Source organism: Vibrio barjaei, from assembly GCF_001639065.2.
GTDB lineage: Bacteria > Pseudomonadota > Gammaproteobacteria > Enterobacterales > Vibrionaceae > Vibrio > Vibrio barjaei.
Map to the genome: position 1 here is coordinate 326 of NZ_LQXO02000014.1, position 13016 is coordinate 13341.

A 13016-nucleotide genomic window follows, 5' to 3' on the forward strand; every position below is an offset into this window, starting at 1 on the left:
TATGTTCAATAAGAACAGTGTTATACAACACTTCGCAAGAATGGCGGTGAGGGAGGGATTCGAACCCTCGATACGGCTACAAACCGTATACTCCCTTAGCAGGGGAGCGCCTTCAGCCTCTCGGCCACCTCACCGTCTTGCGGAGGCACATATTACGATTTACCAAAAATAAGTCAAACATTTTCTTGGCAAAATTAGGAAAAAACAGACTAAGCGTTGGCAATTTAACCAAACCACCATTTAATCGTAGCTTTCCTACACAAAATCCGACCTAGTGCCCCAGTTAAGCGACGAATTTTGCGCAACAAAAAGGCCGGCATAACGCCAGCCCTCTCAGTTTGGATTAGTAGTTGCCTGAAGCAACGTTACCATTTCCTTTTTCCGCCTGAATGCGCATGTAAATTTCTTCACGATGCACTGAAACTTCTTTGGGAGCGTTAACACCAATGCGAACTTGGTTACCTTTAACACCTAGTACAGTAACAGTGACTTCATCACCAATCATCAACGTTTCGCCAACACGGCGAGTCAAAATCAGCATTCTTTGCTCCTTGAGTATTCTCTAATTATCTTGCTACGAAACTTATTATCCAACAAAAGTTATATTTTCGTAAACTATCTTATGAAAAGTATTTACCCCAAATGTACCTGTTTTTCTTCTCTCATAACGGATTCACTGGTGATAATGTAGTTATCATGCAGTACGTTAGCCGCTTTGTCGATAGCCCCCGGTTCCATTACTAACGTAATTGAGTGCTTATCCTCACAAAAGTGTAGAACAGATATGTCTGATAAGTTGAGAAGTTGTTGATATTGTGATGCTTGCGCCTTTGCATCGGCGCCCACAAGTGTCAATAACGCGACCTCTTGAGTCGCTACCACTTTATCATCGATAACCAGTCGAAGCTTATCGCAACACTCTGGGCCCACTAACAACTGCTTGTAGGTGGAATCTGTCACCCAATGGCAATCATCAACCCCTAGCATTTGACGCTGTTTGTCAACGATATCAGCGTGCTCTGCCATCACGCTTAGCGCCATCATTTGTTTTCGGACTGCTAAACCACTAATCCCAGGCCTCGACTCCATGCCAGCGACTAAGGTCCCTTCGCCCAGTTCGAAACTTGACAACACACGAAGCGGCACTTGATGTTTCCATGCATAAGCAACACAAGGTAAATGTAAGACTTTCGCCCCCTTATGTGCCATTTCATGCATGGTAGGAAAATCAATGGTATGAAGCTTTTCTGCTTTACTGACAATTCTTGGGTCGCAACTATAAACGCCATCAACGTCTGTGAATATCTGACACTCTTGAGCTTCAAGCGCTCCGGCTAACGCGACCGCCGTCGTATCAGAGCCACCCCGACCTAAAGTCGTAATGTCACCAATTTCGTTCACGCCTTGAAAGCCCGCCACAATGACAATTTTGTCCTGAGCCAAATAGTCATCAATCACACTGGTATCGATACTACTAATCGTTGCGTTGTTGTGGTGGTTGTTGGTGGTAATTCTCGCCTGCCCGCCAGTAAGAGAAACCGCAGCGTGTCCAAGTTTACTTAACGTCATGGATAGCAATGCCATAGAAATTTGCTCACCGGCAGATAACAAGACATCCAGTTCACGAACATTGGGTACTTTGTCGATCTGTTTAGCCAGTTCAACCAATCGATTGGTTTCTCCTGACATCGCAGATACGACGACAACAACTTGTTTGCCCGACGCTTTAGCTCGAATTACGTGCTCTGCAACATTATGAATGCGTTCTACAGAGCCAACAGAAGTTCCACCGAACTTTTGCACGATTAGTGGTCTTTTCACCAGTCTTCACCTTCCCAAGACAACTTTACATTGTCGATTTTTGAAATTACGGCCAAATTGGCCGCTCCCTTATAGTAAGCGACGTCCGCACGCACACTTATTAAATCATCTTTACAGTAGAGCATTATGCAATTGATTTTTTAAATACATCGAGACCAAAAGCAACAATGCCCAATCAACGTACATTGATTGGGCATTTTATGATGTCGATTAGCGCGTTATAGACGCTCTTCTAACCAGGTACGAATCGATTTTAACGCTTCAGGAAGCGCTTCAACATCAGAGCCCCCTGCTTGTGCCATGTCAGGACGACCACCGCCCTTACCGCCAACTTGCTCAGCAACCATCTTAACAAGGTCGCCTGCTTTTACTTTGCCTGTAAGGTCTTTCGTCACACCCGCAATCAAACCAATTTTGCCATCTGCTACGTTCGCAATAAACGCAATACCGCTGCCCATTTGGTTTTTCGCATTGTCCATCATAGTACGAAGGTTCTTGCTATCTGCCCCTTCTAGAGCAGCAACAAGAACTTGCGTACCCGCAATCTCTTCTACTTTGCCCATAATGTTGGCACTTTCAACCGCTGCAAGTTTATCTTTCAGTTGCTGAATCTCTTTTTCTAATGACTTAGCTTTACTTGCCGCATCAGTTAGTTTCTCTTCATATTGAGAAGCTTGAGCTTCGATAGCATCTAGTGCGGCTTCACCAGTCACGGCTTCGATACGACGAATACCAGCTGCAATACCACCTTCCGATGTAATCTTGAATAGACCAATATCACCCGTATTGCTTGCGTGAATACCACCACAAAGCTCAGTTGAGAAGTCGCCCATAGATAGAACACGAACTTCATCATCGTACTTCTCACCAAACAGAGCCATCGCTCCTTTGGCTTTCGCTGACTCGATATCCATCACGTTAGTTTCAATAACGTGGTTAGTGCGAATCTGCGCGTTAACTAGACGTTCAACTTCTTTGATCTCTGCTTTCGTCATCGCTTCTAAGTGAGAGAAGTCGAAACGTAAGTTATCAGGCTTCACCAAAGAACCTTTCTGTGTAACGTGCTCACCAAGTACTTGGCGCAGTGCAGCGTGCAACAAGTGAGTTGCAGAGTGGTTCAATGAGATAGCAGCACGACGCTGTGCATCAACGATCGCATCGACTTCATCACCTTTTGCTAGAACACCTTCGACAAGCTCACCGTGGTGTGCAATCGCGTTGCCCAGTTTTTGGGTATCTTCTACTTTGAATAGACCAGCCGCTGTTTTCAGTACACCTGCGTCACCACACTGACCACCTGACTCTGCATAGAACGGCGTTTGTTCTAGCACCACAATTGCTTTGTCACCCGCTGATAGCGCATCAACTTCTGCGCCTTCAACAAACATAGCAGCAACAGAACTTGAACCTTCTGTGCCTGTGTAACCGCAAAATTCAGTGTCGGTATCGACTTTAATCGCAGCATTGTAGTCCGTGCCAAACTGACCGGCTTCACGAGCACGCTGACGCTGTGCTTCCATCGCTTTCTCAAAGCCTTCTTCATCGATAGTAAACTCACGTTCACGAGCTACATCGTTAGTTAGATCTGCTGGGAAGCCGTAAGTGTCATAGAGCTTGAATACTGTCTCGCCATCAAGAACCTTTTCATCACCAAGGTTATCAAGAGCTTCTGTCAGGATTGTCATACCACGTTCAAGAGTACGCCCGAAGTTCTCTTCCTCGATGCGAAGTACTTTTTCGACAACTGCTTGTTGCTTCTTAAGTTCTTCGCCCGCACTCCCCATAACAGAGGCAAGAGTACCAACAAGTTTGTGGAAGAATGCACCTTGCGCACCGAGCTTGTTACCGTGACGAACTGCACGACGAATGATACGACGTAATACGTAACCACGACCTTCGTTAGATGGCATCACACCGTCAACGATTAGGAATGAACATGAACGGATATGATCTGCAATTACGCGTAGAGATTGGTTTGATAAATCTTGGTAACCAATGACTTCAGCAGCAGCTTTGATCAATGTTTGGAACACATCGATTTCGTAGTTTGAGTGAACGCCTTGCATGATGGCAGAAATACGCTCAATACCCATACCAGTATCAACCGATGGTTTAGGTAGCGGTTCCATAGTACCGTCTGCATGACGGTTGAACTGCATAAATACGTTATTCCAGATCTCGATGAAGCGGTCACCATCTTCTTCAGGAGTACCAGGACGACCACCCCAGATGTGCTCACCGTGATCATAGAAAATTTCTGTACATGGACCACAAGGACCAGTATCACCCATTTGCCAGAAGTTGTCTGACTCGTATGGCTTGCCACCTTTCTTGTCGCCAATGCGAACAATGCGATCCGCTGGCACGCCAATTTGCTTGTTCCAGATTTCAAACGCTTCATCGTCGGTTTCATAAACCGTGACAAGTAGGCGATCTTTTGGCAGTTTCAACGTTTCTGTTAAGAACTCCCAAGCAAAGCTGATAGCATCTTCTTTGAAGTAGTCACCAAAGCTGAAGTTACCCAGCATCTCAAAGAAAGTATGGTGACGAGCAGTGAAGCCAACGTTCTCAAGGTCGTTGTGCTTACCACCAGCGCGAACACAACGCTGGGCCGTAGTGGCACGAGTGTAGTTACGCTTTTCTAAACCAAGGAAACAGTCTTTAAACTGGTTCATACCGGCGTTGGTGAAAAGCAGAGTTGGGTCATCGTGTGGAACCAACGATGAACTGTCTACGATTTGGTGCCCTTTGCTCTCAAAGAACTTAAGGAACGCGTTGCGAACCTCGTCTGTGCTCATGTACATGCAGCTCTTCCTGAAATAATTCGAGTTAGATTTTGGGGACGTATTGTAACCCCATGAGTAAGGATTCGCCTAGTATTCTGGTAAAAAAGGCAGGAAACTGGAAGAAATTAGAGATTAATCGCGTTAGGACAAGTGGTTGCAGGTGAACTAAGGATTCTCAAGTGCATTTAATGCATAGTTAATCTGTTCAAATGTGTAACCTCGATACTGCAAAAAACGCACTTGTTTAGCGTATTCTTTTGGATCTTTTGATTTTCCGAGGCGAAACTTTTTCTCCGCTGTTGTTTTAGCCAACTCGAACCAGTCCACTTGCTCCTCTAACATCGCTTCATCAACGACAGAATCTGAGACACGCTTTTGGTTTAGTTCTTGGCGAATTCTACGCTCACCATGGCCCTTGTATACATGCTGACGAATTTGGCTCTTAGCAAAACGCAAGTCGTCCAAATAGCGACAATCACGACAAAAATCTAACGCCGCTTCTACTTCAGATTCCTCGTAACCTTTAAAAGCAAGTTTTTGATAAAGCTCATACTCACCATGGTCGCGACGACTCAACAATTGAATCGCAGCTTCTTTCGCTGACAATGATGGCGGTTTTCGTTGAAACATAGTCACTCGACGAACAAAGTACAGATACAACAAAGCCCTGCTCTGCAGGGCTTATCTCAAGGAGGTTGTTAACGCTTACAACTCTTCAGCTGGCGCTTCACCTTGCTCTGGAGCTTCTTCCAGTGCCGGTGTTAGTAACATTTCACGAAGCTTCGCATCAATCGTTTGTGCTGCTTCTGGGTTTTCGCGAAGGAATTTACATGCGTTCGCTTTACCTTGACCGATCTTATCGCCGTTGTAGCTGTACCATGCACCCGCTTTTTCAACAAGCTTGTGCTTAACGCCTAGGTCAATAAGCTCGCCATAACGGTTGAAGCCTTGGCCGTATAGAATTTGAGTCTCAGCTTGTTTAAATGGTGCTGCAATCTTGTTCTTAACAACTTTGATGCGAGTTTCGTTACCAACAACCTCGTCACCTTCTTTGATAGAGCCAGTACGACGAATATCAAGACGAACAGACGCGTAGAACTTAAGTGCGTTACCACCTGTTGTCGTTTCTGGGTTACCAAACATCACACCAATCTTCATACGGATTTGGTTGATGAAGATACACATACAGTTAGACTGCTTAAGGTTACCAGTTAGCTTACGCATCGCTTGAGAAAGCATACGCGCTTGAAGACCCATGTGGCTATCGCCCATTTCACCTTCAATCTCTGCTTTTGGCGTTAGAGCCGCAACAGAGTCGACCACCATCACGTCAATAGCACCAGAGCGTGCTAGTGCGTCACAGATTTCAAGTGCTTGTTCACCGGTATCTGGCTGAGACACCAATAGCGCATCGATATCAACACCTAACTTCTTCGCGTAAACAGGGTCTAGCGCGTGCTCAGCATCAATAAACGCACAGGTTTTACCTGCTTTTTGAGCAGCGGCAATACACTCAAGAGTAAGCGTTGTCTTACCAGATGACTCTGGACCGTAGATCTCAACGATACGACCCATTGGCAGGCCACCAGCGCCCAGCGCGATATCAAGAGAAAGTGAGCCGGTTGAAATGGTTTCAACGTCCATGGTACGGTTATCACCAAGGCGCATAATCGAGCCTTTACCAAATTGCTTTTCAATCTGACCTAATGCAGCGGCTAACGCCTTTTGTTTATTCTCGTCCATTACTTTCTCCACAACTATCCTTTACGGATATAGGCTCTACGCAAGTTACTTGCTTTGGCAGTTTTCTAATTAGTGAGCGATGCATAAAAGCATCGCGATATGGTTTTATTATACTGTTGATTCATACAGTGTCTATACCTGTATGAAAATTTTTCCGACACAAACAGCAAATCGTTGATGCCGCGAGTGTTATTTTGTTAACAATAAGGTTCGTCTTCCAATACGTGACGATACAATATCAATAGTGCATGCATTACAGCTTGCTGACGCACTGCGACTCGGTCACCTTCAAACAAACAGGTTTCGACTTTGAGCCAGCCTTGTTGCGAAGCCCAAGCAAAACAAACGGTTCCTACTGGCTTGTCTTCACTTCCCCCTCCTGGACCAGCAATACCACTGATGGCAAGGCTAAGCGTCCCTTTAGAGTGCTGCAGCGCCCCTTGTGCCATTTCGACAACAACGGCTTCACTCACCGCTCCATTCTGTCCAAGGGTTTCAGTTGCGACGCCAAGCATATCGATTTTTGCGTCGTTGCTGTACGTAACAAATGCTCGATCAAACCACGCAGAACTGCCCGCAATATCAGTAATTGCCGTCGCCACACCGCCGCCAGTACAAGACTCCGCGGTCACAAGAATATGATCTTTCTGTTCGAGTAACGCGCCTAGGTTAAAACTTAACTCTTCAATAGTGTTCATCTAGCAAACTCCTAAACAACTCAATGTTTGACAACGACCCCAAGCCATAGAGCCACTTTTTTATATTCCCTTTTCGCTCACGTCGGTTTCACGTATCCTAAGCAGCAATTGAAACAAGCAGCTAAAGATGTGACAGTGAAAGCGGAACAAAAACATACGCCAATGATGCAGCAATATCTGAAACTCAAAGCCGAGAATCCAGATATCCTGCTTTTCTACCGAATGGGTGATTTTTACGAGCTCTTTTATGACGACGCGAAACGCGCGTCTCAACTGCTCGATATTTCTCTAACCAAACGGGGCGCATCCGCGGGCGAGCCGATTCCAATGGCTGGTGTCCCTTTCCATGCCGTGGAAGGCTACTTAGCAAAACTGGTTCAACTGGGCGAATCTGTCGCTATTTGCGAGCAAGTTGGCGACCCAGCTACCAGTAAAGGTCCAGTAGAGCGTCGCGTGGTTCGAATTGTCACGCCAGGAACCGTTTCAGATGAAGCCTTACTATCGGAACGATTGGATAACCTAATTGCCGCAATCTACCACCAAAACGGTAAATTTGGCTATGCCACGCTAGATATTACCTCAGGTCGCTTTCAACTTTGTGAACCTAGTACCGAAGAAGCAATGTTGGCAGAGCTACAACGCACGGCACCTAAAGAGTTGTTATTCCCAGAGGATTTTGAACCCGTTGAACTGATGGCTAACCGCAATGGTAATCGCCGTCGTCCAATCTGGGAGTTTGAGATTGATACGGCAAGGCAGCAACTGAATCAGCAGTTTGGTACCAAAGATCTTATTGGGTTTGGGGTCGAGAAATGCGAACTCGGACTCTGCGCTGCAGGTTGCTTGATTCAGTACGTTAAAGATACTCAGCGCACGGCTTTACCACACATACGTTCATTGACTCTAGTTAGCCAAGACCAATCTGTGGTGCTTGATGCAGCCACGCGTCGCAACCTTGAGTTAACTCAGAATTTGTCGGCTGGGCACGACAATACGCTGGCCGAAGTCTTGGATCACACCGCAACAGCAATGGGTAGCCGAATGCTGAAGCGCTGGATCCATCAACCGATGCGCTGTGTTAAGACCCTGAACTATCGCCTTGATGCTATCTCGGAACTCAAACAAGATGCGTTGTATACCGAGATCTCGCCTACCTTGAAGCAAATTGGTGATATTGAGCGTATCTTGGCACGTTTGGCACTTCGCTCTGCAAGGCCACGAGATATGGCTCGATTACGCAGTGCTCTGAACCTTCTGCCCGAGCTAGCACTAAGTCTTGAAACCGTTGCTCACCCTTATTTGCAGCAACTAGCTCAATACTCCGCACCCATGGACAGCATGGCAGAACTGCTTGAGCGCGCTATCAAAGAAAACCCACCCGTAGTAATTCGTGATGGTGGCGTCATTGCTGATGGCTATAATGCCGAATTGGATGAGTGGCGTGATTTGGCCAACGGTGCGACAGCTTACCTTGAGAAACTGGAACTTGATGAGCGAGATCGTCACGGTATCGACACACTGAAAGTTGGTTACAACAATGTGCACGGCTTCTACATTCAAGTCAGTCGTGGTCAAAGTCACCTAGTACCACCGCACTATGTGCGCCGCCAAACCTTGAAGAATGCTGAACGCTACATTATTCCTGAGTTAAAAGAGCATGAAGATAAAGTGCTTAACTCTAAGTCTAAAGCGTTGGCAATTGAGAAGAAGTTATGGGAAGGGCTGTTTGATTTGTTACTTCCTCAGTTAGAGCAACTGCAAAATCTAGCTTCAGCGCTATCGCAATTAGACGTTTTGCAAAACCTCGCCGAGCGAGCTGAAAGTCTCGATTATTGTCGCCCAGTCCTCAGCGACAATGCGGGTATTCTGATTCAAGGTGGTCGCCACCCTGTCGTTGAACAGGTGATGGATGAACCATTCATTGCCAACCCAATCTCGCTCAACCCTGAGCGAAAAATGTTAATCATTACCGGCCCGAATATGGGTGGTAAGTCGACCTATATGCGTCAAACAGCCCTGATTGCGCTGATGGCTCATATTGGCTCTTATGTCCCTGCGGAATCTGCTGAAATCGGTTCACTGGATCGCATCTTTACGCGTATTGGCGCGTCCGATGATCTTGCTTCTGGTCGCTCTACGTTTATGGTCGAGATGACCGAGACGGCAAACATCTTGCACAATGCGACAGAAAACAGCTTGGTGTTAATGGATGAAATCGGCCGTGGTACCAGCACCTATGATGGTCTATCGCTGGCGTGGGCAAGTGCTGAGTGGCTAGCGACCAAGGTCGGTGCTATGACCTTGTTTGCGACCCACTATTTTGAACTGACAGAAATGCCTAACCAGCTACCGCATCTCGCTAACGTTCACCTTGACGCGGTAGAGCACGGTGACTCCATCGCCTTTATGCACGCGGTTCAAGAAGGCGCGGCGAGTAAATCCTACGGCCTGGCCGTCGCCGGATTGGCCGGTGTCCCAAAAGCGGTCATAAAGAATGCGAGACAAAAACTAACCCAGTTGGAACAATTAGGTCAAAAGCCAACGGCCAACGATTCTCCACAAGTCGACATTGCCAATCAGTTGAGTTTGATTCCAGAGCCAAGCGAAGTGGAAGAAGCACTGGCACAAATCGACCCAGACGATCTAACACCGAGACAAGCATTGGAAGAGTTATACCGCCTGAAACGTTTGTTATAGTAGTAACGACTTGCTCTCTTGCTGATGTTTTTAGCAAGAGAGCAAACTCGATTGTGCACTCATAATTGTCATAACTAGCAATATCGTATGCCAGATAACAAGTAGAACTATATCGCTACATAGCTACATGAGTAACACAAAGTGACTGGCTTAACGCCACATCAAATTCCTGCACTTGCCCATCTAAGTTCACAATCAGACTGTACAAATCATCTAGACTAGGCTGAGCCGGATCAGCATATTTAGGGGCTTCAACCTGAAACAGAGCCGATGCTTGATGTGCTCGAACATCAATGGGTAGATGTAATGTCATACCATTAAATCTGACTGACGCCGACACCAAACCAGCACGGTAGGTGCGATAGTGAAGGTCGACTTTAAACTCACAGCCACCACCGTGGTGCCAGATTTGCTCCATTGCTACATGCTCTAATCTAACATGAGGAATAAACTGCAAATAAGGCATTTTCCACACACCGATACGCGTCTCGGTAGCTGGTTTGGTAACAGATAAAGAACACTGCGGCGCTTCATCAAGATCAATCAACAAGTCTTGTTCATCATACTCTAAGAACAAGATTTCAATGCGATTGGGTCCTTGCTGCAAATGGGCTCTTACTTCACGACGATATATCGCTTCACTGCCATCGCAATCCACCACCGCACGACCATTGATACGAACTTCTGCATAATGTTCAACACCACCGATCACCAAGTCGACAGCCGGATTCTGCAACTCTTCTTCAGTTAACTCAAAGTCATGCATGAGGTGCCATTCTTGGTTGGCAATCATTTCTTCGGTAAGCTCTGAAGGCAAGACCTGACTTAAAGCGCCTGGGAAAGAGAGATCATCTTGAGGTATAGAGAGATCAGTAAGGGGAGACAGTTGCCATAGGCCTGCCAAAATCTTTTTCATGGGGTGAATTGACCTAGATCATATTTAGCGCAGTATAATCAAATCCGTTATCGAAAGATAGTTGAACCCGCCAGATAGCAAAAAGGCCAGCTAAGCTGGCCTTTCAACAACAATTAAGGCTTACTCTTCGCCGTCTTCATCTTCATCGGTATAAAGAGCATCTTCGCCTTCGTAGTATGTACCCCAACCGTCATAGATGATGTCGTACTTCTCAGCTAGGTTCACTAGCTTTTCAACTTGTGCGTCAATCTGCTCTGCATTCAGAGTCGATTCCATTGTTGCATCACAGCACAACAGTTTGTTACCGTCTTCGTCTTCGGTCTCTTCCGCTTCTAGCACTTCAAAGCCCATTTTGAACGCTTCAACAACCGCCTTCTCTAAACGATCGAAATCTTCAGCAAATAGGTGGTGTTCGATCTCATACAATGCCTCTGGATCACTTCCATCTTCAATTAAGGCCTGAATGATATCGCGAGTTTCTTCCTTTTGAATCTCGATCAAATCTTCAACGGACATATACTCATCTTGTTGAGACATAAAGTGCTCCAGCTATAAATAGGTTATCGGCATGAATGATACGAGAAGTCAGCTAAAATCGAAAGATCAAACCGAGATCTTTCCTGACTATTTTTCAGTTATCGAACTCAAATCGAGCAAGATCGAGATCACAGAAACATAATTTTAACATTTCATAGCTCACCTCTGATTTCAGCATAAACTGAGACAAGAGCCATAGCTAATCAGTAGCTATCACGCAGAAAGGTTATGAGGCAATTTTGCATATCAAACACTCTATTCTTAAGTCTGGCCTGGTTTTGCTTTAGTCACAATACTTAGTATTTTCTGCATATTTGTGTTTTTTTATGCACATATCACTCATGAATATTGTGTTAAAACTACTCAAGATCCCTGCATACTCAAGCAAGAATTCATGGAAATTAGCACGACTCTCTTATGAAAATTTTATCTGCGTTTATCTAATTAAATCCACAATATCACTGCAATTGCAAACTTTTGCAGTAACAAACACTGACTTTTTGACTTGCATCTTGATAACAAGCTTGTCATAAATAGCGCAGTCAAAACTGAAAGGAATCACAATGAGTAAGTTGTACGTTGGGTCGGAAGTAGGCCAATTACGCCGTGTATTGTTAAACCGTCCAGAACGCGCCCTAACCCACCTCACGCCATCGAACTGCCATGAACTGCTATTTGATGATGTACTGGCTGTGGAAGCCGCTGGTGAAGAGCATGACGCTTTTGCCAATACATTACGCAGCCAAGATGTGGAAGTACTGCTGCTTCACGATCTATTGGTTGAAACTCTTGCCGTCCCTGAAGCGAAGGGATGGCTTCTTGAAACGCAAATTTCTGATTTCCGTTATGGTCCTATCTTCGCTAACGAACTTCGTAACTATCTTACAGAAATGGACGACGAACACTTAGCGACTATTTTGCTCGGTGGCCTTGCATACTCTGAGCTGCCAATTAAAACCCCTTCTATATTGCAGAAGATGAGTAAGCCGCTTGATTTTGTCATTGAGCCACTGCCAAACCACCTTTTCACTCGTGATACCTCTTGCTGGGTGTATGGTGGTGTATCGCTGAACCCGATGATGAAAGCAGCTCGTCAACGCGAGACAAATCATCTAAGAGCTATTTATCGCTGGCATCCAATCTTCGCTGGTCAAGATTTCATTAAATATTTCGGCGATGAAGATCTTCATTATGATAACGCCAACATCGAGGGCGGTGACGTTCTTGTTATCGGTAAAGGTGCAGTATTAATTGGTATCTCTGAGCGCACCACTCCACAAGGCGTGGAAAACTTAGCGGCGAATCTATTTAAATCTGGACAAGCGTCTCAGGTCATTGCCATTGACCTTCCGAAACATCGCTCTTGCATGCATCTTGATACCGTTATGACTCATATGGACGTGGATACCTTCTCAGTATACCCAGAGATCATCAATGACAAACTGGATACTTGGCGTCTAACCGCCGACAGTAAAGGCCAAATGCAAGTTGAAAAACTACCGAACTATCTTAAAGCCCTAGAAAGTGCGCTTAACGTTGATCAATTAAAGATCATCACAACGGGTGGTGACAACTATGAAGCAGAGCGTGAGCAATGGAATGATGCCAATAATGTGCTCACCGTCAAACCTGGTGTCGTTATCGGCTACGAGAGAAATGTGTATACTAATGAAAAGTATGACAAAGCGGGCATTCAGGTCCTAACTATCCCAGGTAATGAGCTAGGACGTGGTCGGGGCGGAGCCCGTTGCATGAGCTGTCCAATCGAGCGAGATGGCATATAGACATAATTATTTATCAAAAGCCCCTTAAAGGGGC

The 13016-nt window shown here is 45.7% G+C and carries 10 protein-coding genes and 1 tRNA gene; 2 read left to right on the forward strand and 9 right to left on the reverse strand.

The features are described from left to right. Window positions 1-41: 41 nt before the first annotated feature. The 7 genes from AWH66_RS09615 to pncC all read right to left on the reverse strand — a co-directional run bounded on the left by AWH66_RS09615 (window position 42) and on the right by pncC (window position 7048). Window positions 42-134 (reverse strand) — tRNA-Ser (locus AWH66_RS09615). Between the two features lie 209 nt (window positions 135-343). After that, window positions 344-541 (reverse strand): carbon storage regulator CsrA, encoded by a 198-nt coding sequence (gene csrA / locus AWH66_RS09620; protein ID WP_004415691.1) that lies wholly within the window; start codon window positions 539-541, stop codon window positions 344-346. 92 nt (window positions 542-633) lie between these two features. After that, window positions 634-1821, reverse strand: coding sequence for an aspartate kinase (locus AWH66_RS09625; RefSeq protein ID WP_063604596.1), 1188 nt, complete (start codon window positions 1819-1821; stop codon window positions 634-636). Window positions 1822-2039: 218 nt separating this feature from the next. After that, on the reverse strand, window positions 2040-4625 hold the full coding sequence (alaS, locus tag AWH66_RS09630) for an alanine--tRNA ligase (RefSeq protein WP_063604597.1): 2586 nt from the start codon (window positions 4623-4625) through the stop codon (window positions 2040-2042). Between the two features lie 147 nt (window positions 4626-4772). Next, window positions 4773-5237: a recombination regulator RecX gene (recX, locus tag AWH66_RS09635; protein ID WP_038228916.1), complete on the reverse strand. Its 465-nt coding sequence runs from the start codon at window positions 5235-5237 to the stop codon at window positions 4773-4775. A 75-nt stretch (window positions 5238-5312) separates the two neighbouring features. Further along, window positions 5313-6350, reverse strand: a complete 1038-nt coding sequence (gene recA / locus AWH66_RS09640; protein WP_063604598.1) for a recombinase RecA — start codon at window positions 6348-6350, stop codon at window positions 5313-5315. 197 nt (window positions 6351-6547) lie between these two features. After that, window positions 6548-7048 carry a nicotinamide-nucleotide amidase gene (gene pncC / locus AWH66_RS09645; protein ID WP_063604599.1) on the reverse strand — a complete coding sequence of 167 codons (501 nt, stop codon included), beginning with the start codon at window positions 7046-7048 and terminating at the stop codon, window positions 6548-6550. A gap of 135 nt (window positions 7049-7183) precedes the next feature. On the opposite strand from pncC, the gene mutS reads away from it, so the two are divergent. Next, entirely contained in the window at window positions 7184-9745 is a 2562-nt protein-coding gene (gene mutS / locus AWH66_RS09650) for a DNA mismatch repair protein MutS (RefSeq protein WP_063604600.1), read from the forward strand. 115 nt (window positions 9746-9860) lie between these two features. On the opposite strand, the gene AWH66_RS09655 is transcribed toward mutS, so the two are convergent. Both AWH66_RS09655 and rraB read right to left on the reverse strand, forming a co-directional pair. Further along, entirely contained in the window at window positions 9861-10661 is an 801-nt protein-coding gene (locus AWH66_RS09655; RefSeq protein ID WP_063604601.1) for a glycosyl hydrolase 2 galactose-binding domain-containing protein, read from the reverse strand. Window positions 10662-10781: 120 nt separating this feature from the next. Beyond that, window positions 10782-11198: a ribonuclease E inhibitor RraB gene (rraB, locus tag AWH66_RS09660; protein ID WP_063604602.1), complete on the reverse strand. Its 417-nt coding sequence runs from the start codon at window positions 11196-11198 to the stop codon at window positions 10782-10784. 563 nt (window positions 11199-11761) lie between these two features. Here rraB and arcA point away from each other — a divergent pair. Beyond that, the gene (arcA, locus tag AWH66_RS09665; protein WP_063604603.1) at window positions 11762-12982 is read left to right on the forward strand and encodes an arginine deiminase; all 1221 of its coding nucleotides are present in this window, start codon (window positions 11762-11764) and stop codon (window positions 12980-12982) included. Window positions 12983-13016 lie beyond the last annotated feature (34 nt).